Genomic DNA, 23,309 nt, shown 5'->3' with positions numbered 1-23,309 from the left:
GGACGTGAAGGCGCTGCTCGCGCCAGAAAAAGCTGAGGTGTCGGGCGGAAACCGGCTGGTCGACGATGGTCAACCGGCGGTGTTGGACGGCGCGCGTCAACTCCGCGACGAGGTGCCGGCCAGATGGGCCTCGTCGCGGCAGCGAAGAAGGAGCGCCTGCCACATGACATCGGTCACCCTACGTGAGCATTTCCGGTTCGGGAAGTTTCGTCCGCAGTCTGGGATGCGAATCGCACTTCCGCAGGTCCCGGCAGCGTCTGGTCGGCCGGGTCAGCCGAGCAGGAGGTCGGCCAGCGGGCGGCGCTGACGCAGCCCGGTCTCCCACCGGCGCAGGTCGTCCGGGAGCGCCGACGGATCGCCGAGCCGACCCACGGCCACCACCACGTGCGGCCGTACGCCGACCGGCAGGTCCAGGTCGATCCGGAGCCCGGCCAGGTCGATGCCGGCGAGCTGGTGGGCGTACAGGTGCAGGGCGGTCGCCTGGATGGTGAGGTGCGCCACCGCCTGACCGAGGTCGTACGCGGCCTGGGTGGGTGGGCAGCCGGCCGGGATGGTCGCCGTGTGCGCGCCGAGCAGCAGCAGCGACGCGTTCCCGGCCCAGCGCTGGTCGGCCGGACCGACGTTGGTGAGGATCCGCTTGTACGTCTCGTCGTCGCGCTGGCCCACGATGAACCGCCACGGTTGGCTGTTGCCCGCGGACGGTGCCCACCGGGCCGCTTCGAGCAGCGAGAGCACGTCGGTGTCGGTGACCGTGGCTTCGGGGTCGAAGGCGTGCGGACTCCACCTGGCCGCGAGCAACGGGGATAGCTCCACCATGCGCCCGAGTGTGCCGTATCGCACCTTCTGTGCGACCGCCGGGGTCACCTGTTGTGTTCGACTGCACCCGGTACGTGAACGGAGATCATCTGCTCGGTGTGATGTCGGGCGTGGGGGAGGCGCTCGGGGTGGGCGGTGCGGCCGTACGCAGCGCCTGGCCGGGGACCACCGGGCCGGGCAGGGTCACGGTGGGTGGCGCCGCGGTCGGGTTTCCGGTCAGCAGGAGGGTGCCGAACGACACCTTGGCCGCGGTGAGCGTGCCGTCGGTGTCGAAGCAGTAGATGCCGATGTCCAGCGGGGCGCTGAGCGAGGCCGCGGTGGAGTCGACCGAGAAACACGCGCCCCGCGAGTTCGGCAGCGCCTTGGTCGTCGAGATCGCCAGTGACGCCTGGCGGTCGATGAGCACCCTGCGCCAGTCGGTGAACACGTGCTGCACCCGAGGATCGATGTTCGCGGGCAGGGCCTTGCCCGGTGCGGCGACCTTGACGCAGGTGGGCGGATCCGGTCGCCGGGTCGAGGTCAGCGCGCACTGGAAGATCCCGTCGCGGGTCTGTGCGATCGTGACGTCGACGGTGCCGCCGAGTGCCCCACCGGGGATGTCGACCCGCCAGGTGCCGTCGTTGGCGCTGACCAGGGTCACCGACCGGTTCGGCTGCCCGGACCGGGACAGGGTGTAGAGCGCGGTCAGGTGCCGGTCCTCGGCCGCCGCCGCCAGTCCGGCGAGCTGCGCCCTCGCGTCGGTCACCCCGGCCGTCGCGGACGCCGATCCACCGGGGGTGGCGGAACCGTCGGCGGCCGGCGTCTCCACCGGAGGTACGTCACCGCCTCCGCACCCGCCGAGTAGCAGCACCGCCCCGGCCAGCAGCAGACACGCGAACAGCCGGGAACCGTTGTCGCGGCGGGCCGGTGGACGATCCGGTGCACCGTGCCGACCGGTGATCCGGTGCGGCGGCATCCGGTCGACGAACCCGGTGCCGGTGGCCGGTGCCGACGGGTCGGGCCGGTCGGGCCGGGTGGCGACCGGTTCGGTGTCGGGAAGGGTGGCTTCCGAACGCATCGTGTCATTGTCGGGGGTGTCCGGGCGTACTGATCAGTCAGTCGGGTCAGCGGTGTTCGGCGTGTCGCGGGCGTCACCACGACCCGGCCGCCGCGCGGCGGAAGGTGGGCCGGATGGTGGGATCGTGGCTGCCCCCGGTACAGGCAGGGCCGGTACCCTGAGGGTCGTTCATACGGCGCCGCCGGTTAGTGGCCGGCGGCGTCGGCACGCTCCGGGTTGAATGGAGCAGGCTGCCCACGACCGGTGCGAACCGGCCGGCCCGGCAGCGTGGTGGCCGGTTGAGTGAACCGGCCGTGGGAAGGAGCAGACCGTCGTGGCACTGGTCGTGCAGAAGTACGGCGGATCCTCCGTCGGCGACGCCGAACGGATCAAGCGGGTGGCCGAGCGGATCGTCGCCGCTCGCAAGGCCGGAGATGACGTCGTCGTGGTGGTTTCCGCGATGGGGGACACCACCGACGAACTGCTCGACCTGGCGCACCAGGTCAGCCCGCTGCCGCCCGGCCGCGAGCTGGACATGCTGCTCACCGCCGGGGAGCGGATCTCGATGGCGCTGCTCGCCATGGCGATCCACAACCTGGGCTACGAGGCGCGCTCGTACACCGGCTCGCAGGCCGGCGTGCTGACCACCTCGGTGCACGGCAAGGCCCGGATCATCGACGTGACCCCCGGCCGGTTGCAGGGCGCGCTCAACGAGGGCGCGGTCGCGATCGTCGCCGGGTTCCAGGGCGTGTCCCAGGACACCAAGGACATCACCACGCTGGGTCGGGGCGGCTCGGACACCACCGCGGTGGCGTTGGCCGCAGCCCTGCACGCGGACGTCTGCGAGATCTACACCGACGTCGACGGCATCTTCACCGCCGACCCGCGGATCGTCCCGAACGCACGTCACATCAAGCAGATCACGTACGAAGAGATGCTGGAGTTGGCCGCCTGCGGCGCGAAGGTGCTGCACTTGCGCAGCGTCGAGTACGCGCGCCGGGCCCAACTGCCGATCCATGTCCGCTCGTCTTACTCGACCAACACCGGCACGATGGTCACCGGATCGATGGAGGAACCTGCCGTGGAGCAAGCACTGATCACCGGGGTTGCCCACGACCGGAGCGAGGCGAAGATCACCGTCGTCGGCGTACCGGACGAGCCCGGTGCCGCGGCGCGGATCTTCGAGACGGTGGCCAGTGCCGAGATAAACCTCGACATGATCGTGCAGAACGTCTCCACCGAGGGGACCGGACGCACCGACATCTCGTTCACCCTGCCGAAGACCGACGGTCCGACGGCGATGGCCGCGCTCAGCAAGATCCAGGAGCCGGTCAAGTTCAAGGGGCTGCTCTACGACGACCACGTCGGTAAGGTGTCGCTGATCGGTGCCGGCATGCGCTCCCACCCGGGCGTCGCGGCCAGTTTCTTCGCTGCCCTGGGCGAGGCTGGAGTGAACATCGAGATGATTTCCACCTCGGAGATCCGGGTCTCGGTGGTGTGTCGGGACACCGATCTCGACGCCGCGGTCCGCGCTGTGCACGACGCGTTCGACCTCGGTGGCACAGAGGAAGCCGTCGTGTACGCCGGAACCGGGAGGTAACCCCTCATGGGCCAGCTGCCCACCCTTGCGATCGTCGGGGCGACCGGTGCCGTCGGCACCGTGATGTGCGATCTGCTCTCGTCCCGGAAGAACGTGTGGGGGGAGATCCGGCTGATCGCGTCCGCGCGGTCGGTCGGGCAGCAGCGGCTCTGCCGGGGTGAGCAGCTCACCGTACGGGCACTGACCCCCGAGGCGTTCGACGGCGTCGACGTGGCGATGTTCGACGTACCGGACGAGGTCGCCGCCGAGTGGGCGCCGATCGCGGTCTCCCGTGGCGCGGTGACGGTCGACAACTCCGGGGCCTTCCGGATGGACCGGGACGTTCCGCTGGTGGTGCCGGAGATCAACCCGGAACAGGTACGCAACCGGCCCAGGGGCATCATCGCCAACGCCAACTGCACCACCCTCGGCATGATCGTCGCGATCGCGCCCCTGCACCGCGAGTACGGACTACGGGAGTTGGTGCTCGCGTCGTACCAGGCGGTCTCCGGTGCCGGTCAGGCCGGCGTGGACACCCTGCACGACCAGCTCACGAAGATCGCCGGGGACCGGGGGCTCGGCTCCCGGTCCGGCAACGTACGGCAGGCGGTCGGGGACGAGCTGGGCCCGTTCCCCGCACCGCTGGCGCTCAACGTGGTGCCGTGGGCCGGTTCGCTCGCCGACGGGGGCTGGTCGTCCGAGGAACTCAAGATGCGCAACGAGTCCCGCAAGATCCTCGGCCTGCCCGATCTGAAGGTCTCGGCGACCTGCGTACGCGTCCCGGTGGTGACCGGGCACTCGGTGGCCGTACACGCGGTTTTCGGGTCCGAGGTGGACGCTGAGGGGGCGCGCGAGGCACTGCGCAACGCACCCGGGGTGATCCTGGTCGACGACCCCGAGCGGGGCGAGTTCCCGATGCCGATCGACGCCGTCGGCACCGACCCGTCCTGGGTCGGCCGGATCCGCCGCTCGATGGACGACCCGCGCGCGCTCGACCTCTTCATCACCGGCGACAACCTGCGCAAGGGCGCCGCCCTCAACACCGCCCAGATCGCCGAACTCCTCGCCGCCGAATACTCCTCCACCCCCCGCTAACCACCCCCTCCCCTCACCCCCCCTCACCCCCCTGTGCCTCCACCCCTCGCCCGCGATCTAGGGCAAATGGTTGTCATCGGAGATCAACTAGCACGTATTTGCCCTAGATCGCCGACGAAAGCGGGGGGAGCGGGGGTGGGGAGCGGGAGTGGGGAGCGGGGGAGTGGGTCAGGCGGCGGCTAGGCGGATGCCGTCGCGGCCGTCGCGTTTGACGTCGTAGAGGGCGGCGTCGGCGCGGCGCAGGGTCAGCTCGGGTGACTCGGCGTCGTGTTGGACGGCAACGCCGACGCTGATCGTGCGACCGATTCGGCGGGCTGCCGTGACCAGGCGTTCGGCGATTCCGGCCGCCTCCTCGGGTCGCCCGACCTCGATCACCGCGATGAACTCGTCACCACCGACCCGGTACAGCTCGTCGCCCTGACGCAACGCCAGCTCCAGGGCGCGGGCCAGCTCCACCAGGACCTGGTCACCCGCCTGGTGTCCGTACGTGTCGTTGATGATTTTGAAGTCGTCCACGTCGATGGCGAGCAGCGCGGTGCGGCCGGGAGTGGTCTCGGTGATCCGCTCACCGAACGAACCGTAGTGGCGCAGCCCGGTCAACGGGTCGGAGCCGGCCCGCTCGCGCAGCCCGGCGAGGCTCCGCAGCCGGTCCAGGCAGATCCAGGCCTGCGCGGCGAGCAGTTCCAGCAGGTTCACCGTGGTCGGATCCGGTCGCCGCACCCGCTCGTCGGCGACCAACAGCAGACCGCCGGTGTCGGCCGGACCCAGCGGTACGGCGATCAGCGTGCCGACCCCGTCCGGCAGCGGCAGGTCGTACTCGTCGTCGGCCACCGTCGCCCCGGCCTGGGCCAGCGTGTACGTGGAACCGCAGTGGTGCACCCGGTTCATCAGCCGGTCCAGGGCGGCGTACCGCTCGGTGGCGGACAGGCTGGTGCGGATCCGGCACTCGGGCTCGGCCGGGTCGCCGCTGCGCGGGTCGGGTGCGACCAGCCGCAGGCCGGCGGGACGGGCGAGCACCAGGATCGCCGAGGTGAGACCGGACACGTCCCGGGCGGCGTCGATCGCGGCGGCGACCAGGTCCGGTTCGTCGGACGCAGCGGTCAGCGCGGCGGCGTGCCGGAGCAGTTTCTCGTCCCGGCTCTCCGCCGGTGGGCCACCGAGGGCGGTGATCCGGGCACCGAGTCGGCCGCCGACCTGCTCGGCGACCGCCTGCCAGGCGTCAAGATCGACCTTCTCGGTCCACTCCAACGCCAGTACGCCCACCGGCCCGCCGGCCGGGTCGAGGATCGGTACGCAGGTCTGGGCGACCACCCCGGCGCGCAGCGGCGGTTCGTCCGCCTCGATGCGACCCTCGTCCTCGACGGTCGCGCCCTGCCCGGTGGTGAGGGCCTGCCCGGAGGTGAAGACCCTGCCGGCGATGCCGGTCTTCATCGGGACGGTGGCGAAGATCTGCCAGGAGCCGGTGGCGGCGACCCGCCGGAGCCGGTCGTGCAGCGGCAGGAGTACGGAGACCTGCGCCGGCGCGTACCGCCCGAGGGCGGTGACGGTGAGCTGGCAGGCCTCCAGAGCGGTCGACGCCATGGGTAAGCGGGCCGTCAGGGCGGGGATGACTCGATCGGGTTCCGGGGGCACCTTTTGTCGTTCCAGGAGGGGCTGGGGAGGGGTGACCGCCCGGTGGCAGACCGGGCGGCGTACGACCAAGATTACCCACGGGTCCGGAACCGCTGCCCTAAGTCGATCATCATAGGTGGCTGTGAACACGGCTCTGAGCAGTGCTCATCACCTTCGGTATCCGCCACGGCCACCACCCGTGTGGTGCCTCTCACAGCATGATCACGGGCGGTCGCGCTGGTAGAAGGCGTTCGCGGCCGGCAGGGCGACCAGGACGACGGCGGCCAGCAGCGCGGGGGACACCGGATCGCGCGCGATCTTGGTCTCGGACGCGAGGGGTGGCTGTTGGGACCGGACAGCAGAAGGGGCCACCCCCATCGCTGGGAATGGCCCCTCAACTCGTCGGGGTGGCCGGATTCGAACCGACGACCTCTTCGTCCCGAACGAAGCGCGCTACCAAGCTGCGCTACACCCCGAGCTGCCGACAAATAGTAGCCCACCAGCCTCGGTGGTCAAATTCGGTATCCCGGCGGGGCGCCGACCTGGACCGCTGCCGGCCCGGGTGGGCAGGTCAGCGCGGAATCAGGGTCAGCAGCGACGCCTCCGGCCGGCAGGCGAACCGGATCGGGGCGGTCGGATGGGTGCCGACCCCGGCCGAGACGTGCAACCACGAGTCCGAGTCGGGCCACCGGTGCAGGCCCTTGGCCATCGACAGGGGCAGGTCGCAGTTGGTGGTCAGGGCGCCGTAGAACGGTACGCAGACCTGGCCCCCGTGGGTGTGCCCGGCGAGCAGCAGTTGGAAGCCGTCGGCGGCCATCTCGTCCAGCAACGGCGGCTCGGGCGAGTGGGTCAGCCCGATCGTGAGGTCGGCCTGCTCGGACGCCGGCCCGGACACGGAGGCGTAGTCGTCCCGCTCGACGTGCGGGTCGTCCACCCCGACCAGTTCGACCGTACGGCCGCCAGCCTTGATGGTCGTACGGGCGTTGTTCAGGTCGGCCCAGCCGGCTCCGACCAGCACCTCGCGAAGGTCCTCGGTCGGCAGGTCGACGCCCTGGACGTAGTCCCGTTCCGGCAGCACGTAGCTCAGCGGGTTCTTCCAGACCGGGCCCTTGTAGTCGTTGGAGCCGAAGACGAACGCCCCCGGCACGTCCAGCAGTGGCTGGAGCGCCCGCAGCACCCCCGGCACGCCCTCGGGGTGGGCCAGGTTGTCGCCGGTCACCACCACCAGGTCCGGGTCGGTGGCCGCGAGGGAGGCGACCCAGCGCTGCTTGCGTCCCTGATCCGGGGTCATGTGCAGGTCGGAGAGGTGCAGGATGCGCAACGGCTCCGCGTCCGTGGCAAGCACCGGTACGTCGAACCGGCGGAGGGTGAACAGGTTGCGCTCGACGAGTGAGGCGTACGCGAGGGTGGCCGCTCCGGCCGCCACGGTGCCGGCCGCCAGTCGGAATACGGTGCGCTTCTGCATGGCGACCAGGGTAGTTTGACGAGTCATGAGCACGCTGAAGGACCTCCTCACCGCTGACATGCGTACCGCCCTCAAGGCGCGGGACGAGCTGACCACGTCGACCCTGCGGATGGCACTCGCCGCGATCGGCAACGCCGAGGTCGCCGGCAAGGCCAAGCGGGAGCTTTCCGACGAAGAGGTGCTGTCGGTGCTGACCAAGGAGGCGAAGAAGCGCCGCGAGGCGGCGACCGCGTTCGGTGACGCGGGCCGTACCGAGCAGGCTGCCAAGGAGCGGGCCGAGGGCGAGGTGCTGGACCGCTACCTGCCCAAGCAGCTCAGCGACGAGGAGTTGGCCGAGCTGGTCCGTGGGGCGCTCGCCGTCGGCGGCTTCGAGAACAAGGCCCAGTTGGGCCCGGCGATGAAGGCGAGCCAGGCCGCGGTGGCGGGCCGGGCCGAGGGCGGCAGGGTCGCGGCCGAGGTACGCCGGCAGCTCGGCTCCTGAGCGGTCCCTGCGGCTCCTCAACGGGGTCCTGCGGCTCCTGACCGCCCGACGGCGGGGCGGCCAGGAGCAACGACGACGTACGCAACGACGATGGGCGGGCACCTGAGTGCCCGCCCATCACTGTCTGCCGTACCCGATCGTCACTCGCCCGGGGGTCGACCCAGGTTGGGGCCGTCCGGGCCGGTACCGGGGCGGCTGGGGCCGTTTCCGCCCGGCGTGGGGCCGCCCCCGCCCTTGCCGTTGCTGACCTCGATGACCACGACGCCGCCCTTGATCGTGCGACCGTCCGGGTTGGTGCCGGCGGCGGTGCCGGCCGGGCACTTCGAGTTGGTCTGCGACCGGGCCACCTCGACCTCGAAGCCGGCGCCCTTGATCCTGGACTTCGCCGACTCGATCGACTGGCACTCCACGTTCGGGATCGAGCGCTGGTCGCCCTGCACGAGCTTGCCGCTCGGCGGGGTGAACTGGACGCTGGGCTTGCCCTTCATCGCGTCCCGCAGCGTCTCGTAGACCGCCGGGTTGACCTTGTCGTGGTCCATCTTCTCGGTGGTCTCGGGCCAGTCCGGGTCGGCCAGGATGCCGGCCACGGAGAGCTGCTTGGTCATGACGACCAGGCTGGCGGTCCGGTCCGAGTCGGTGGTGCCGCTCTTGCCGGCGACCGGCTTGCCGACGATGCCGCGTACGTTGCCCGCGGTGCGGGTCTTGCACTGCGTGGTCGGCGAGTTGTCACCGACCGGGCACCGGGCGGCGTCGACGGCCGCTCGGGCGACCTCGGCCTTGAACCGCTGCTCGCAGCGGGGGTTCGCGATGTCGAGCGTCTTGCCGCTCAGGTCGCGGATCTCCTGCACCGGGATCGGCTCGCAGTACTTGCCGTCGGCGGCGAGGGTGGCGTACGAGTTGGCCAGGTCCAGCGGCGTGGTCGCGGAGACACCGAGGGTGAACGCACCCCAGAGGTCGCCGCCGCCTTCCTCGGTGGCCATGGTGGCGTCCTTGCTCGACCGGAAGTTGATGCCGAGCCGCTGGGCCGCCTTGATCGTGTTGAGAGCGCCGGCCTGCTCCTCGAGCGGCACGAAGTAGGTGTTCACCGACATGCCGAAGGCACTCCACATGTTGTGCGGACCGGCCATGCTCTTGCTGGCGTTACGCGGGCAGTACTTGCTCGTGCCCTTGCACGCCGCGTCGCTGTTGAACCCGACCGGGTACTTGGAGACGTACTCCTCCGGGGCGTTGATCGTGTGTGCCAGCGGCAGGCCCTTCTCCAGGGCCGCCACCATGGTGAACATCTTGAACGTCGACCCGGCCTGGTAACCGGTGATGTCACCACCGCCGCTGAGCAGCGGGTTGGTGGTGTTGGGGTAGGTGCCCCGGGCGCCCTTGCGGGCCTTCGGGTTGGTGGAGGCACCGTTCGCCGGCTTGTTCGGGTCGTCGAGCTTGTAGTTCCGGTTGACCGCGAGGGCGCGTACCCGACCGGTGCCCGGCTCGATCCCGGCCACCATCAACGCTTCCTTCTTGCCGGTCGCGAGATGCTTCTCGACCGCCTTCTTCGCCGAATCCTGCGCCTGCACGTCGAGCGTGGTGACGATGCTGTAGCCGCCGGACTTCAGCCGCCGCTCCCGGTCGTACGTGGTCGCGCCGAAGGTCTCCTGGTCCATCCACCAGCGGTAGAAGAAGTCGCAGAAGAAGCCCCAGTGGTTCTTGCTGGTGGCCACGCAGCCGTTCGGCGCCCGCTGGCCGCTGATGGTCAGCTTGACCGTCTTGGCGGTGTCGGCCTCCTGGCGGGTGATCGCGCCGATGTCGAACATGTTCTCGATGACGTAGTTGCGCCGCTCCACCGCCTGCGGGTAACCGCTGGCGGTCGCCGGGTTGTACTCCGAGGGAGCCTTGACCAGGCCGGCGAGCATCGCCGCCTCGTCGATCGTCAGGTCCTTCGGGTGCTTGTTGAAGTAGACCTGGCTGGCCGCGAAGATGCCGTACGCACCGTTGCCGAAGGGCGCGATGTTCAGGTAGCGCTCCAGGATCTCCTCTTTGGAGAGCTCGCTGTCGATCTGGAGGGCGTAGCGCATCTCGCGCAGCTTGCGCGCGGTGGTGTCCTCAGTGGCCGCCACCACGTCCTGCGGGTGCGTCGCCGAGTACGCGATCGCCTGCCGGACGTACTGCATGGTGAGGGTGGAGGCACCCTGGGTGGTCTGGTTGGCGCTGTTGTTGGCGACGAAGGCTCGTGCGATGCCCCTCATGTCAACGCCGTTGTGCTGGTAAAAGTCGTGGTCCTCGGCCGCGATGATGGCCTTCTGCATCATCGGGGCGATGTCCTTGAGCGGGACGTCCCGCCGGTTCTCGTCGTACATGGTGGCGAGCACCGTCTTGCCGTCCGACGCGTACAGGTAGCTGATCTGTGGCGCCATCTTGACCGTCAGCTCGGTCGGTAGCTTGTCGAAGGTCTCGGCGCCGGCCTTGGCGGCCAGGCCGGACATCGCTACCGCGGGGAAGGCGGCCGCGGCGACCACCACCCCGGCCAGCAGGCCACAGATCAGTAGCGATGCGCCGTTGGCAAAGACATTGTGGTCGCGTTTCCGCATCCGGGTCACCTCGTCAGGGTACGTGAGTCAGCATCGAGGTCGCGCTCCGCGTACTTTCCCCATTTCCTGCGGGCGCTGGTCTCGTTGTGCTAAACGCACGGACCCAGGCATGCGGTTGCGGGCACCGTGCTGCCGAGTCTCCTCCATTCGACGGATCTCCGCAGCGTTTTCGTACATCGCAGCCGGGTAGACAGCACAGACGACCGGGCAAGAAGCCCGGAGTGTCCGGATTAATGAATTTGGCCGACAACGTTGCGTAATCAGTCGACTACAGAGCATGATGGTCCGGCGAGGGAAATCGCACGTCGTCCGTGCCGCCTGGGGGCAGGCGCGACGGATGGCCGGGGGGTTAGTGGCCGGCTGATCGGCACGAGTCGGTAGCGGGAAAAGCAAGGGGGGACGTGAACAGATGGGCATGATCACAGACTGGCCCACTTTGGCGGCGTGTCAGAACGGTGACCCTGACGCGCTGTTCGTACAGGGCGCCGAACAGAACGTGGCGAAGCGGATCTGCCGAAGTTGCCCGGTGCGCTACGAGTGCCTGGCCGACGCGCTCGACAACCGTATCGAGTTCGGCGTCTGGGGTGGCATGACCGAGCGGGAACGGCGGGCGCTGTTGCGCCGGCACCCGCAGGTGGCCAGCTGGCGCAAGATGTTCGAAGCCGCACTGAAGAACAAGGACAAGTCTCTGGTCACGACCGGCTGATCGCGGCGCCAATCGTTCGCAGCCCGTCGACGTCATGAACGTCGGCGGGCTGCGCCGTGACCGCCACCGTCGGCACCTGCGGGTACGCCTCGGTGAACGCCGACGCCACCCGCTGCTCCCGGGCCGCCTGCTGGGCCAACGCCGCATGCGCCCGCAGCGTCTCCACCGTCGTCTCGTGACCGCCCAACTCGGCCAGCCGGTCCGCGGCAGCCAACGCCTCCGGTGCCGTCGGCTCGTCCACCGCCGTACGGTGCACCCGGTTCATCACCAGCCCGGCCAGCGGCATCCGCTCCTCGCCGAGCCGACCCGCGAAATAGGCAGCCTCCCGGACCGCGTCCGGCTCCGGCGCCGCGACCAGCAGGAACGCCGTCTCCCTGGCCTGCAGAATCCGGTACGTCTGCTCCGCCCGCTGCCGGAAGCCGCCGAACATCGAGTCCAGTGCCGCGACGAACCCGGACAGATCAGTGAGCAACTGGGCGCCGAGCACCTTCTGCACCGCCCGCGAGAACATCCCGAACGACGCCGTGACCAGGCTGAACATGCTCCGACCGCCGGAACGGGCCGGAGCCAGCAACAGCCGCAGCATCCGTCCGTCGAGGAAGCGGGAGAGCCGGGCCGGGGCGTCCAGGAAGTCCAGCGCCGACCGGGACGGCGGGGTGTCGACCACTATCAGGTCCCACTCGCCCCGGGCGTGCAACTGGCCCAGCTTCTCCATCGCCATGTACTCCTGCGTACCGGCGAAGGTCGAACTCATCGCCTGGTAGAACGGGTTGGCGAAGATCTCCGCGGCCTTCGCGGGATCGCTGTGCGCGAGCACCACGTCGTCGAAGGTCCGCTTCATGTCCAGCATCATGGCGTGCAACTCACCGCCGCTGGCCTCCACGTCGATGCCCTTGACCTGCCGGGGCGTGTTGTCCAGCTCGGTCAGGCCGAGCGACTGGGCCAGCCGGCGGGCCGGGTCGATGGTGAGCACGACCGTACGCCGGCCGTGGACCTCGGCCGCGCGCAGCGCCAGCGCCGCCGCGGTGGTCGTCTTACCCACACCGCCCGAGCCACAGCAGACCACGATCCGTACGCCCGAATCGGCGAGGATCTGGTCGACGTCCAGCTGCGGCGCTGGTTGATCGGAAGGCACGATCCGAGCGTATCGGGATTGAGCCGCCCACTGCCCAGGGCAGCGCTCAGGTGTGAGTCAATCGGCGCTGGCCAAGACCGTTGCGAGCCGGTCGAGAGCCGTTCGGTCCACCCCATCCGGCAACAGGGGCAACTCGACCAACGGCAGCCCCAACTCGACCAGATCGGACCGGAGCGACTCCTCCAACTCCCGGCGGGTGAGCTGGTCGCGGGCCTCGGTGTGCAGGCCGGCGACGGTGGCCCGGTCGGCGGGCAGTCCGGCCGCGGCGAGTCCCCGGCGCAGCTCCGCCTGACTCACCTTGGCCGCCAGCAGCGCCGGCCGGGTGCTGTTGACGATCACCTTCCCGACCGGGATGCGCAGCTTGTTCAGCTCGCCGATCGCGTCGATCGTCTCCTGGACCGGCATCTCCTCCAGCAGCGTGACCACGTGTACGGAGGTGATCGGTGAGCGCAACAGGGCCGCCACACCCTCGCTCTGGGTCTTGATCGGGCCGACCTTCGCCAGCCGGGCCGCCTCGGCGGTGACGTTGAGGAAACGACCGATCCGGCCGGTGGGCGGGGCGTCCAGCACCACGGAGTCGTACACCCGGCGCTTGTCCGCGGTCCGGGTGGTCGCCTCCTTGACCTTGCCGGTCAGGAGCACGTCCCGCAGGCCCGGGGCGATGGTGGTGGCGAAGTCGATCGCGCCGAGCTTGCGCAGCGCGCGGCCGGCGGCACCGAGCTTGTAGAACATGTCGAGGTATTCCAGCAACGCCTCTTCGGGGTCGACGGCGAGTGCGCGTACCTCACCGCCGCCGGGAAGCTCGACGATGCGCCGCTCCTCGTACGGCAGCGGCCCGGTGCCGAAGAGCTGGCCGATGCCCTGCCGGCCCTCGACCTCCACCAGCAGGGTGCGTCGCCCCTCGCTGGCCAGCGCGAGGGCCAGGGCCGCGGCGACGCTGGTCTTCCCGGTCCCGCCCTTGCCGGTCACCACATGCAGACGGGACGGCCAGCCCTTACCGGGCTGACCGACCGACCCCTCACCTGCTCGCACGTATACGAGCGTAACCAGCCGTAGTGGCTACGCCACGAGCTAGCCCACCTCGCAGACCCGCCAACCGGTTTTCTGTATCACCGTGAACTTGAGCTGCTGCTCCGCGGTCTTCTCGTCCCCGGTCGTCATCGTGAGCTGCACCGAGACGATTGCCCGGTCACCGGCCTGATCGTCAACTTTCGGTGGGTTCCACTTGAACCGGGGCGTCTTGTACGTCTCTGAGAGCTTTTTCACCTCGTCGACCTTGTCCGCGACCGCGGCCTTGTCGTTGGCCTGTGCGCAGACCAACGAGGCGGCCTTGTCCGCGTCCTTGTCGGTGTAGACGGCCTTCAGGAACCCGTCCACCGCCGTGGCCGGGTTGGGTGCGCCCTGGCCGGTCTCCGCGTTGCGCAGCACCAGGAACGCCGCGAGTCCACCGCCACCGCAGAGCACCACCGCCACCGCCAGCACGATCGAGGCGATCAGCAGGCCGCGCCTCTTCTTCGGCGGCTGCACCGGCAGCGGATAGCCCGGCGGCACCGGATAACCCGGCTGCCCGAACTCGGCCGCCCCCGGCACCGGCTGCCCCGGCACCGGCTGCCCCGGCACCGGCTGCCCCGGCACCGGCTGCCCCGGCACCGGCTGCCCCGGCACCGGCTGCCCCGGATACGGCTGTCCCGGCACGGGCTGCCCCGGATACGGCTGTCCCGGCACGGGCTGCCCCGGGTACGGCACCCCGGACACCGGCTGCCCCGGGTACGGCGTCCCCGGCACGGGCTGTCCCGACAAGGGCTGGCCGGGGATCGGCTGGGTCGGCGTCTGGCCGGGGATCGGCTGGGTTGGCGTCTGGGCCGAGATTGGCTGGGTTGGCGTCTGACCCGCGATCGGCTGGGTCGGGGGCGCCTGCTCCCCGGCGGCGGGCGTGCCGGGCTGGGGCGGGGCCCATTCCGACGGAGCCGCCGCCTGTTCCGCCGTTGACGGCGCCTGCTCCGCCAACGGCCGCGTCGTGGGCTCCTCCGAAGGCGCTGAGGGCTCCTCCGACGACGCCGAGGTTTCCTGCGACGGGGCCGGAGGTTCCGCCTGCGCCTGCGCGGGCGGAACCGGCCCCGGCTGGGCTGGCGGTGCCGCGGCCTGCTCCGACGCCGCTGACGATGCGGTCGGCTCCGGCGCCGCTGATGGTGCCTCGGCCGGCTCCGACGTTGCTGGCGGTGCTGCGGTCGGCTCCGACGTCTTCGGCGATGCGGTCGACTCCGCTGCCGCTGCCGGCTCAGACTCTGTCTTCGACCGGGGTGCCTGCTCGACCGGCTGCGGGGAAGGTGTCTGGTCCGCTGCGGGGGCGGCCGGGGTGGTTTCCGGCTCGACCGCCGGGGTCGGCGTGCCGTCGGCCTCGGCGGGTCCGGCGTCCGGGGACACCGGGGTCGGCCGCGCGGCCTCGTCGTCGTGGGGCGGCTGACCGCCCCGCGGTTCGGCCACGCCGCCGTTGGGCGGTTGAGTCATCGTCTCCCCCGTAGGGCCTCGGTACGTCGGTCCCACGGCAGCCCTACCGCTCACCGGCAGGGCCGCCCAGAGCTGGCGCAGTGATCAGGCTTGGCGAGAGAGCATACGTGCCCGCCCGCGGCTGAGGGTAGCCGTCGTGCACCAGCCGTCAGGTGTCAGTTGCACCCTTGCGGGGTGGCGGCACCGGGAGAGGCCGGACGCTGCCCGTAGGCTGTCCGGCACATCCGTACGCCGTCCGGCGAAGCAGCCAAGAACGAGGGAGCCAGCCAGCGATGCAGAAGTGGGAGTACGCCACGGTGCCGCTGCTCACGCACGCGACCAAGCAGATTCTCGACAACTGGGGCGAGGACGGCTGGGAGCTGGTGGGCGTGGTGCCGGGCCCGAACCCGGAGCAGCTCGTCGCGTACCTCAAGCGGCCGAAGTCGTGAGCACCGGACCACACGCCAAGCTCGCCGAGCTGGGGCTGAACCTGCCCGACGTGGTGCAGCCGCTCGGGTCGTACGTCCCGGCGGTGCAGTCGGGCCACCACGTCTACGTCTCCGGGCAGCTCCCGGTCGTGGACGGGAAGCTGCTCGCCACCGGCAAGGTCGGTAACGGGGTCTCGGCCGAGCAGGCGAAGGACCTCGCGGAGCGGTGCGCCATCAACGCCCTGGCGGCCGTCGACTCGCTGGTCGGGCTGGAGAACGTCGTCAAGATCGTCAAGGTGACCGGGTTTGTCGCCTCGGCGGAGGGCTTCACCGGCCAGCCCGGCGTACTCAACGGGGCCTCGGACCTGTTCGGTGCCGTCTTCGGCGAGGCCGGCCGCCACGTACGCAGCGCCGTAGGTGTGGCCGAACTCCCCCTCGACTCCCCCGTCGAGGTCGAGGTCATCGTCGAGGTCGCCTAACCCTCCCACCCCCTCCCTCCCCCGCCCCCTTCCTCTGCGGCGATCTTGCACTTGTGGTGCCGGGAATTGTCCCCGATGCGTGGGTACGTCCACCGCCACAAGTGCAAGATCGCGCGAGAGGGAGGGGTGGGGAGGGCGGGGGAGGGGGTGGGGAGGGTGGGGAGAGGGTGGGGTGGGGGAAAGGCGACACGGGGGTGACATCGCCGGGTCGTACCATTCCTGCCATGACTGGCCACGTGATCGCGCCGGCTGCGGCGCTCGCCGACCAGCTACCGAGCTGGGTGACGCTGGTACGGGCACCGAACCCGGGTCCGATGACCCTCGACGGCACCAACACCTGGTTTCTGCGAGCGGCCGGCCAGCGCGCCGGGGTCGTGATCGATCCGGGACCGCTGGACGAGGGACACCTCACCGCGATCGCCGCCCAGGGGCCGATCGGGCTCATCCTGATCACCCACGGGCACGCTGACCACGTCGAGGGCGCCCGTCGCCTCTCCGACCTGCTGGGCGGGACCCGCGTACTCGCGGCGGACGCGGCCCACTGCGTCGGCACCGACCCCCTCGTGGCGACCGAGAGCTTCGACGCGTACGGGTTGGAGTTCGCCGCACTGGACACGCCGGGACACACCGCCGACTCGGTCTGTTACCTGGTCGAACCGTCCGACCTGATCGAGACGGAACCACCGGCGGCGGTCTTCACCGGGGACACCATCCTCGGTCGGGGCACCACCGTGGTCGCCCATCCGGACGGGGACCTCGGGCAGTACCTCGACAGCCTGGAGCTGCTCACCGCGTACGACGGATTGCCGGCCCTGCCCGGACACGGCCCGGCGCTCGCCGACTGCGCCGTGGCGGCCCGGTTCTACCTGGCCCACCGGCGGGCCCGGCTGGACCAGGTACGCCAGGCGGTCGCCGCCGGTGCGACCACCGCGCCCGAGGTCGTGGCCGCCGTCTACGCCGACGTCGACCGGTCGCTCTGGTGGGCCGCCGAATGGTCCGTCCGCGCCCAACTCGACTATCTCGCCCGGGAAGACGGGTCAGTCCCCGCCCGGGAGAACGGGTCGGTCGACCATCTCGCCCGGGAAAACGGGCCCGATCCCGAAATTCGGGAACACGGGCCGGGGGCCGGTGGGTTGGACCTCCCGTGACCTGCCCGGTGTGTGGAACCGTCGCCGTGCCCGGCGCGCGGTTCTGCCACAACTGTGGTGCCGCGCTGCCGGCTGCCGCGACCCTGCCGGCGGCCGAACGCCGGGTGGTTACCGTCCTCTTCGGTGATCTGTCCGATTTCACCTCCTGGTCGGAGGACCTCGACCCCGAGCGGGTCGGCGCGGTCACCGACCGGGTCCTCGCCTCCCTGGCCGGTGCGGTCAAGACCTTCGGCGGCCACGTCGACAAGCTCACCGGTGACGGGATCATGGCCGTTTTCGGTGCCCCCGTCGCCCACGAGGACGACGCCGAACGGGCGGTACGGGCCGCCCTGTCCATGCAGCGGGCCGTCCGCCGGGTGCTCGACGACGAACGTGGCGGCGGTGCCCCGCTCGGCCTGCGGGTCGGGCTCAACACCGGCGACGTGGTCGCCGGCATCCAGGCCGCGATCGAGTACACCGTCATCGGCGACACCGTGAACACCGCCGCCCGGCTCGCCGACGCCGCCGCGATCGGCGCGGTCTACGCCGGTGCCAGCACCGCCGCCGTCACCCGGCACGTCTCCTCCTGGCGGCAACTGCGCCCGCTGCGGCTCAAGGGCAAGCGCCAGCCGGTCGAGGCGTACGAACTGCTCGGTCTGCTCGACGCCCCCGGCACCCGGTCCGGGCTCGGCGACGAGGCACCCTTCGTCGGCCGGGAAACCGAGATCGGTCGGGTCGCCGGCCGGCTCGCCGAGGTGATCGACCGGGGCGAGTCCCGGGTGCTGCTGATGACGGCCGAGGCCGGGGTCGGCAAGTCCCGGTTCGCGGCCGAGGTCGAACGGCTGGCCGCCGGCTACGACGTCGGCGCCGGGCGGTTCGCCGCGCACACCGGCGCCAGGGTGCTTTCCGTACGCTGTGCCGCCTTCGGCGAGCGTCGCCGGCTGGCGCCGCTGGCCGACCTCGTACGCGCCGCCGTCGGCCTGCCCAGCGGGGGGAACCCCGCGCTCACCCGGCCGGTGGTCGAGGAACGGCTGCGCCGGCTCGGCCAGCGACTGGCCCGGTTCCGCCCCGACCAGCCACCGATCCCCTCCGACCTGCTCCTCGCCCTGCTCGGGTACGGCGACCTGACGCCGGCTGCCGGCGTACCGGTGGGTGCCGCCGAGTGGGCGCCGAGCGGGCCGGTCCCGGACGCCGGTGCCGTACCGGCAGCGGTCTCCGACCTGCTCAGCGCGCTCGCCGCCGAGACACCGATGGTGGTGATCGTCGACGACCTGCACGACGCCACCCCGGAAACCGTCGACGCCCTCGGCCAGACCCTGTCCCGACTGACCGGACCGGTGCTGGCGCTGCTGCTCGGCCGCCCCGAACTGGTCCGTACGGCCGGAGCCCTGACCGGGGTCGCGGACGCCGAGGTCAACGCCCTGCCACCGCTGCGGGGTGCCGACGCGGCCCGGCTGCTCACCACGTACCTCGGCGGCGGCCGGCTGCCGCAGGCCGACACCGACCGGCTGCTCGCCACCGCCCAGGGCAACCCGTTCTACCTCGCCGAACTCGTCACCCTGCTGATCGAACGCGGCGCCCTGGTCGAGGTGAGCGAGCGGGAACAGGCGACCCAGCCGGTTGCCGGCACCGGTGTCACCTGGCGGCTGGTGCCGGGATCGCTGGGCAGCCGGCTGCTCTCCCGTGACCTGGCCGCGGTCCTCGCCGCCCGGATCGACGCACTGCCCGCCGACGCCCGATCGGTGCTGCGTGACGCCGCCGTCGTCGGCGACACCGTCCCGGCCGGCGCACTCGAGGCGCTCCGGGAGCGGCGGACCGGACGCGACGGCGGCCCCGCCTCGGTCGACACCGGCGAACTGGACCGCGCCGTCGAGGAACTCCTGCAACGCCGGATGCTGCACCGCACCCGCGACGGCTACACGTTCGCCACCCCGCTGATGCGCGAGGCCGCGTACGCCGGGATCGGCAAGGCCGACCTCGCCGAACGGCACGCCGCGCTCGCCCGGTGGGCCGCACCAGGCGAACTGCCCCAACCCGCCGACGGGCTCCTGCGTACGGCCGACGGGCTCGGACCGGCCGACGGTGCGGTTGCCGTCGATGGTGCGCTGGGCGTGGTCCGGGACCGGTCCGGACTGCCGGAGGGGCTCCGGGACGCGTTCGTCGCCGAACACGTCGAACGGGCCGTCGCGCTCGCCGACGCGGTCGGCCTGCGGACCGACTCGGTGGCCCGTACGGTTGCCCCGCTGGGCGTGAGCGCGCTGAACCGGTCCGCCCGGAAAGCGATCGCCGCCGGGGAACCGTCCCTCGCGGTCGAGTACGCCGAACGCGCCGCCGCGCTCGCCGGTGACGAGGTCCCCGGCTCCGACCAGCTCGTCCACGCCCGCGCCCTGTTGCAGATCGGGCGCCCCGCCGACGCGCTCACCTTCGCCGAGAAGATCGGCGCCAACGCCGCCGACGACCCGATCCGACGGGCCGGGGCACTGCTCATCGCCGGGCAGGCGTACCAGGCCATCGGTGACCACCGGCGGGCGGTCGACACCTGGCAGGACGCGTTGCAGGTGGCCACCGCCGCCGACCTGCCGGCGCCCCGGGCCTCGGCGATGCGCCGGCTCGGCATGAGCGACTTCTTCAACGGCCGGTTGAGCCAGGCGAGCAGCCGGTTCGCCGGGGCGTACCAGGTCAACCTCGCCGCGGACGACCGGCGCGGGCAGGCCTGGTCGTTGCAGAACCTGGCCTGGGTGACCACCACCCGGGGCGACTTCGCCGGCACCGACGCGGTGCTCGGCCGGGCCGCCCGACTCTTCGCCGAAACCCACGATCCGGTCGGGCAGGCCTGGTTGCGCGGCACCACCGCGTTCGCCCGGCTGCTCGCCGGCCGACTCGCCGAGGCCCGCCGGCTGGCCCGGGTCTTCCTGCCGTTCGGTGAACGGGTCGGGGAGGCGTGGGCGGTCGGCACCCTGCGCGCGGTGGAGGCGTTCGCCGCCGCCGAACTGGGCGAGCTGACCGAGTCCGACCGGGCGGCCCGCCGGGCGTACCGGGACTTCGCGGCCGTCTCCGACGACTGGGGCCGGGGCTTCGCCCTGGTCGTACGCGGAGTCGTGGCGCGCGGGCTGGGCGAGCCGGAGCACGCCGCCGACCTGCTCACCGACGCCCTGTCGTACGGCGACCGGACCGCGCACCCGCTGCTGACCGGTCTGGCCGGGACGTTGCGCGGTTTTGTGGCGTTGGAGCGGGGCGACGTGGAGACGGCCGAGCGGGACGCCCGGGCGGTCCTGGCTGCGGTCGAGCCGCACAACTCGCTGGCTCCGGTGCAGGTCGGTCCCCGGGTGCTGCTGGCCACCGCCCGGTTGACCGCCGGTGACCCGAGCACCGCCGTGGGGCTGCTGGCCCCGCTGGCGACCAGTGCGAGCACCCCGTCGCTGCTCTTCTCCCGCCAGCAGACCCTGGCCCGGTACGCCTCGGCGCTGCTCGCCGAGGGTCAGCCGGTGCAGGCGCTGGACTGGGCGCGTCGGGCGGTGGCGGCATCGGCCGAGGACGTACGGAGCGTGGTGCTGGCGCGCCGGACGTTGGCCGAGACGCTGGCCGCGATGGGCGAGTACGCGGAGGCCGGGGTGGCCGCCGCGGAGGCGGTGCGGTTGGCGTACTCGACGCAGCAGACGAGCGAGCGGGCCGGGGTGGACGCGCTCTGCGCCGAGTTGGCGTCGCGCCTGCCCGCCCCGAGGGTCGACGAGTCTCCGGGCGGCGACACCCTGTCGGATTCGGCCGCCCTGGCCCGCGCGGCCGGTCTGGCCGACGCCGCCGGTCTGGCGGGTGCGGCGGGTTTGACCGACTCTGCCGGTCTGGCCGAGTCCGGGTCGGCCGCTCAGCCGCTAGCGTAGATCTTCCACGGTCCACACCGGACGCCCGCGGGACACCTCCGCGCGTCCGGCTGTCGGGTCGGGTGCGCAGGTCGGGCCGTCTGCGTACGCCGGGTGTCTGGAGGAACCGATGAAGCTGCCGCGCTCGGCTGCGGGCTGGACGATCGCCGTTTTCGGCGTACTCGCCCTGGTGCTGGGGTTGGTCGGGCTGATCCGGCCGGAGGCGTTGCTGCGTCTGCTGGGCTTCGAGGTGATCGACGCGGCCGATCGGGCGAGTGGTGACTACACCCGTACGTACATCGCGGCGTCGTCCATGGCCGCGGTGAACATGGGGGTCTACTACCTGGTCGCCGTGCACACTGAATGGCGAGCGTTCTTCCGTTTCACGGTGTTTTTCCGGTTGGTCACGTTCAGCGTCTTCACCACTCTGGTGCTGACCGACTCCGCGCCCGGAAAATTCTTCGGCGTGGCCGCCTGGGAAGGGCTCGGCGCGGTGGCCACGGGGGTCGGGCTCTGGATTGATTCGCGACGGTCCGATGTGGCTCTGACCTCCCCGGCGACCGGTGTTGTCCGGTCGCCGACCGATGCGGGCCGCTGACGCGTCCGCCGTCTTCGGTATTTTCGTTACCGTGACCAACACCCCGCCAGGCGCGCTACCGAAACCAGTGGTGCCCGGTCTGACGGATTTGCACGTGTTTGCCCGGGGTGGATATGCCACCGTCTACCGGGCCACGCAGGGGTCGGTCGGGCGCGAGGTCGCCGTCAAGGTGGAGAACCGCACCCTCGGTAGCGAACGCGACCAGCGCCGGTTCCTCCGCGAGGCGCGGGCCGCCGGGCGGATGTCCTCGCACCCGCACGTTGTCGACCTCTTCGACGCCGGGGTCACCGCCGACCAGCACCCGTACCTGATCATGGAACTCTGCGACGGCTCGTACGCGGAACGGATGCGCAACTCGCCACTCGGCCCGGCGGAGGCCCGCGACCTCGGGGTGAAGATCGCCGACGCCCTGGCCCACTCGCACGCCATGGGCGTGCTGCACCGCGACGTGAAACCGGCGAACATCCTGCACTCCCACTTCAACCCGGCGGTCCTCGCCGACTTCGGGCTGGCCGTGCTGGCCGAGGTCCGGGACTCGTCGGTCACCCTGGAGGTGCTCACCCCGGCGTACGCGCCGCCGGAGATGTTCCGGCACAGCCCGCCCTCCCCGGCGGTCGACGTCTACGCGCTCTCCGCCACCCTCTACGCGGTCATGCACGGCAAGCCCCCGCGCTGGCGGGCCGACCGCAACCCGAGCCTGATCACGCTGATGGAACTCTTCAGCGAACCCATCCCCGACCTCCCCGGCGTCCCACCCGAGCTGGTCGAGGTGCTCCGGTTCGGCATGGCCAACGACCCGCAGGCACGGCCGTCCGCCGAACAGTTCCGGGACCTGCTCGCCGCGCTCCCGCTCGGCCCGGTCGCCCCGATCTCCGGCGCCCCGGTCTCCGGCATCCCCACCTCCGGCGCGCCGATCTCCGGGTCCCCGTTCACCCCGTCCCCGTACCCGGCGTCGCCGACCTCCGGCACCCCACGCCCGCCGGACACCGGCTCACCGGTCTCCGGGCCACCCGGCTACGGCCCACCGGCCTCGGGCCCGCCCAGCTTCGGCTCACCCGTCTCCGGGGCACCCGCGTTCGGCAACACGTTCACCGGTCCGACCGCACCGCACCCGCACGACACCGGCGGCGCAACGGTCCCCGGCCCGCGCCCCCCGGCCGGCTTCGGCCACCGTGACGAGCCGCCCGCGCCGCGTCCGCCGGCCGCCGCCCGCTACGACGACGACCACCCGACCGTACGGACCAACCCGCGCCGTCGGCGGCTGCGCTGGTTCTTCGGCGGGTTCGGCGTACTCGCCCTGATGGTGGCCGCCGCCACGGGCTCCTGGTACGTGGCCCGGTCCGACCCGCCGATGTCGGCGAGCAGCGGCGTCCGTACGACCGAACCGGCCGCGCCACCGACCGGGTCCACGGCCAACCTGCCGGTCGGTGGGGCGCTGCCCGGATGCGGCGCCCCGCTGCCGGGCGGGGGTCGCTGCACCGACGCACTGGAGTGCTTCGGCCCGATGCGGATCGACGGCACCCAGGCAGCCGCCACCTCCGTCTCCTGCGCCGGCCGACACACCTGGGAGGCGTACGCCGTGGGTGACCTGCCGGCCGAGGTCGACGCCGCGGACCACCAGGCGATCTGGCGCGACTCGACCGTGCAGAAGGTCTGCAACGACAACACCTTCCGGGTCGCCACCCAGTTGCGCAGTACCGGCGGTTGGCAGTTCCAGGTGCTGCCGCCGAACGGGGCCGAACTGGCGCCGGGTGAGCGCCTGTTCCGGTGCCTGGCAGGCAAGGGAACCAACGGCCTGACCGGTCCCACCCTCGGCCGCTGAGCGGATCGACC

General features: G+C 71.5%; 18 protein-coding genes, 1 tRNA gene and 1 pseudogene. 10 read left to right on the top strand and 10 right to left on the bottom strand.

The genetic code is table 11. From position 1 onward, the window contains the following. Positions 1-270: 270 nt before the first annotated feature. Complete coding sequence (locus OIE47_RS12420; RefSeq protein WP_326561649.1) at positions 271-816, bottom strand: nitroreductase family protein; 546 nt, start codon at positions 814-816, stop codon at positions 271-273. A gap of 85 nt (positions 817-901) precedes the next feature. After that, positions 902-1,873, bottom strand: coding sequence for a hypothetical protein (locus tag OIE47_RS12415; RefSeq protein ID WP_326561648.1), 972 nt, complete (start codon positions 1,871-1,873; stop codon positions 902-904). 313 nt (positions 1,874-2,186) lie between these two features. Here OIE47_RS12415 and OIE47_RS12410 point away from each other — a divergent pair, with 313 nt between their 5' ends. Both OIE47_RS12410 and OIE47_RS12405 read left to right on the top strand, forming a co-directional pair. After that, positions 2,187-3,452, top strand: coding sequence for an aspartate kinase (locus OIE47_RS12410; protein ID WP_326561647.1), 1,266 nt, complete (start codon positions 2,187-2,189; stop codon positions 3,450-3,452). Positions 3,453-3,458: 6 nt separating this feature from the next. Beyond that, a complete protein-coding gene (locus tag OIE47_RS12405) occupies positions 3,459-4,526 on the top strand; it encodes an aspartate-semialdehyde dehydrogenase (RefSeq protein ID WP_326561646.1) in 1,068 nt (355 codons plus the stop codon). Between the two features lie 168 nt (positions 4,527-4,694). Here OIE47_RS12405 and OIE47_RS12400 read toward each other — a convergent pair whose 3' ends face one another. The 4 genes from OIE47_RS12400 to OIE47_RS12385 form a co-directional block, all read right to left on the bottom strand. Next, positions 4,695-6,107, bottom strand: a complete 1,413-nt coding sequence (locus OIE47_RS12400; protein ID WP_326561645.1) for a sensor domain-containing diguanylate cyclase — start codon at positions 6,105-6,107, stop codon at positions 4,695-4,697. A gap of 252 nt (positions 6,108-6,359) precedes the next feature. Next, a complete protein-coding gene (locus OIE47_RS12395; RefSeq protein WP_326561644.1) occupies positions 6,360-6,509 on the bottom strand; it encodes a hypothetical protein in 150 nt (49 codons plus the stop codon). Positions 6,510-6,539: 30 nt separating this feature from the next. Continuing rightward, positions 6,540-6,613 (bottom strand) — tRNA-Pro (locus OIE47_RS12390). 95 nt (positions 6,614-6,708) lie between these two features. Further along, complete coding sequence (locus OIE47_RS12385) at positions 6,709-7,602, bottom strand: metallophosphoesterase (RefSeq protein ID WP_326561643.1); 894 nt, start codon at positions 7,600-7,602, stop codon at positions 6,709-6,711. 25 nt (positions 7,603-7,627) lie between these two features. Between OIE47_RS12385 and OIE47_RS12380 the strand changes: the two genes are divergently transcribed. Beyond that, positions 7,628-8,083: a GatB/YqeY domain-containing protein gene (locus OIE47_RS12380; protein ID WP_326561642.1), complete on the top strand. Its 456-nt coding sequence runs from the start codon at positions 7,628-7,630 to the stop codon at positions 8,081-8,083. A gap of 140 nt (positions 8,084-8,223) precedes the next feature. Here the strand turns inward: OIE47_RS12380 and OIE47_RS12375 are convergent, their stop codons facing one another. Then, positions 8,224-10,659, bottom strand: coding sequence for a penicillin-binding protein (locus OIE47_RS12375; protein ID WP_326563072.1), 2,436 nt, complete (start codon positions 10,657-10,659; stop codon positions 8,224-8,226). A gap of 409 nt (positions 10,660-11,068) precedes the next feature. Here OIE47_RS12375 and OIE47_RS12370 point away from each other — a divergent pair, with 409 nt between their 5' ends. Further along, on the top strand, positions 11,069-11,365 hold the full coding sequence (locus OIE47_RS12370; RefSeq protein ID WP_326561641.1) for a WhiB family transcriptional regulator: 297 nt from the start codon (positions 11,069-11,071) through the stop codon (positions 11,363-11,365). Here OIE47_RS12370 and OIE47_RS12365 read toward each other — a convergent pair. Genes OIE47_RS12365 through OIE47_RS12355 form a run of 3 tightly spaced genes read right to left on the bottom strand, consistent with a single transcriptional unit; the run spans position 11,352 to position 14,150 of the window. Beyond that, the gene (locus OIE47_RS12365; protein WP_326563071.1) at positions 11,352-12,503 is read right to left on the bottom strand and encodes an ArsA family ATPase; all 1,152 of its coding nucleotides are present in this window, start codon (positions 12,501-12,503) and stop codon (positions 11,352-11,354) included. The genes OIE47_RS12370 and OIE47_RS12365 overlap by 14 nt on opposite strands. A 54-nt stretch (positions 12,504-12,557) precedes the next feature. After that, positions 12,558-13,532: an ArsA-related P-loop ATPase gene (locus OIE47_RS12360; protein ID WP_326561640.1), complete on the bottom strand. Its 975-nt coding sequence runs from the start codon at positions 13,530-13,532 to the stop codon at positions 12,558-12,560. A 39-nt stretch (positions 13,533-13,571) separates the two neighbouring features. Continuing rightward, positions 13,572-14,150, bottom strand: coding sequence for an Rv0361 family membrane protein (locus OIE47_RS12355; RefSeq protein WP_442792148.1), 579 nt, complete (start codon positions 14,148-14,150; stop codon positions 13,572-13,574). A 1,130-nt stretch (positions 14,151-15,280) separates the two neighbouring features. On the opposite strand from OIE47_RS12355, the gene OIE47_RS12350 reads away from it, so the two are divergent. The 6 genes and pseudogenes from OIE47_RS12350 (at position 15,281) to OIE47_RS12325 (ending at position 23,298) form a co-directional block, all read left to right on the top strand. After that, entirely contained in the window at positions 15,281-15,436 is a 156-nt protein-coding gene (locus OIE47_RS12350; RefSeq protein WP_326561638.1) for a hypothetical protein, read from the top strand. Beyond that, complete coding sequence (locus OIE47_RS12345) at positions 15,433-15,894, top strand: RidA family protein (RefSeq protein ID WP_326561637.1); 462 nt, start codon at positions 15,433-15,435, stop codon at positions 15,892-15,894. The genes OIE47_RS12350 and OIE47_RS12345 overlap by 4 nt, the downstream gene beginning before the upstream one ends. Before the next feature lie 224 nt (positions 15,895-16,118). Next, positions 16,119-17,042 (top strand): MBL fold metallo-hydrolase, encoded by a 924-nt coding sequence (locus OIE47_RS12340; RefSeq protein WP_442792081.1) that lies wholly within the window; start codon positions 16,119-16,121, stop codon positions 17,040-17,042. After that, a pseudogene (locus tag OIE47_RS12335) lies at positions 17,039-20,725 on the top strand (adenylate/guanylate cyclase domain-containing protein); the annotation flags it as partial. The gene OIE47_RS12340 and the pseudogene OIE47_RS12335, both read left to right, overlap by 4 nt. Positions 20,726-21,008: 283 nt before the next feature. Beyond that, entirely contained in the window at positions 21,009-21,476 is a 468-nt protein-coding gene (locus OIE47_RS12330; protein ID WP_326561636.1) for a hypothetical protein, read from the top strand. 70 nt (positions 21,477-21,546) lie between these two features. Continuing rightward, positions 21,547-23,298: a protein kinase domain-containing protein gene (locus tag OIE47_RS12325; RefSeq protein WP_326563070.1), complete on the top strand. Its 1,752-nt coding sequence runs from the start codon at positions 21,547-21,549 to the stop codon at positions 23,296-23,298. The last annotated feature ends 11 nt before the right edge of the window (positions 23,299-23,309 follow it).

It is taken from the genome of Micromonospora sp. NBC_01796 (assembly GCF_035917455.1).
Classification (GTDB): Bacteria; Actinomycetota; Actinomycetes; order Mycobacteriales; family Micromonosporaceae; genus Micromonospora_G.
The sequence above is the reverse complement of the archived record's forward strand: the minus strand, read 5'-3'. Positions and strand labels throughout refer to the sequence as shown.

What these genes read in the sequence shown, in the direction of transcription:
- OIE47_RS12350 (WP_326561638.1), top strand. Translation starts at nt 15,281, where the DNA reads ATGCAGAAGTGGGAGTACGCCACGGTGCCGCTGCTCACGCACGCGACC.
- OIE47_RS12405 (WP_326561646.1), top strand. Translation starts at nt 3,459, where the DNA reads ATGGGCCAGCTGCCCACCCTTGCGATCGTCGGGGCGACCGGTGCCGTC.
- OIE47_RS12415 (WP_326561648.1), bottom strand. Translation starts at nt 1,873, where the DNA reads ATGCGTTCGGAAGCCACCCTTCCCGACACCGAACCGGTCGCCACCCGG.
- OIE47_RS12370 (WP_326561641.1), top strand. Translation starts at nt 11,069, where the DNA reads ATGGGCATGATCACAGACTGGCCCACTTTGGCGGCGTGTCAGAACGGT.
- OIE47_RS12340 (WP_442792081.1), top strand. Translation starts at nt 16,119, where the DNA reads ATGACTGGCCACGTGATCGCGCCGGCTGCGGCGCTCGCCGACCAGCTA.
- OIE47_RS12380 (WP_326561642.1), top strand. Translation starts at nt 7,628, where the DNA reads ATGAGCACGCTGAAGGACCTCCTCACCGCTGACATGCGTACCGCCCTC.
- OIE47_RS12330 (WP_326561636.1), top strand. Translation starts at nt 21,009, where the DNA reads ATGAAGCTGCCGCGCTCGGCTGCGGGCTGGACGATCGCCGTTTTCGGC.
- OIE47_RS12400 (WP_326561645.1), bottom strand. Translation starts at nt 6,107, where the DNA reads ATGGCGTCGACCGCTCTGGAGGCCTGCCAGCTCACCGTCACCGCCCTC.
- OIE47_RS12385 (WP_326561643.1), bottom strand. Translation starts at nt 7,602, where the DNA reads ATGCAGAAGCGCACCGTATTCCGACTGGCGGCCGGCACCGTGGCGGCC.
- OIE47_RS12420 (WP_326561649.1), bottom strand. Translation starts at nt 816, where the DNA reads ATGGTGGAGCTATCCCCGTTGCTCGCGGCCAGGTGGAGTCCGCACGCC.
- OIE47_RS12375 (WP_326563072.1), bottom strand. Translation starts at nt 10,659, where the DNA reads ATGCGGAAACGCGACCACAATGTCTTTGCCAACGGCGCATCGCTACTG.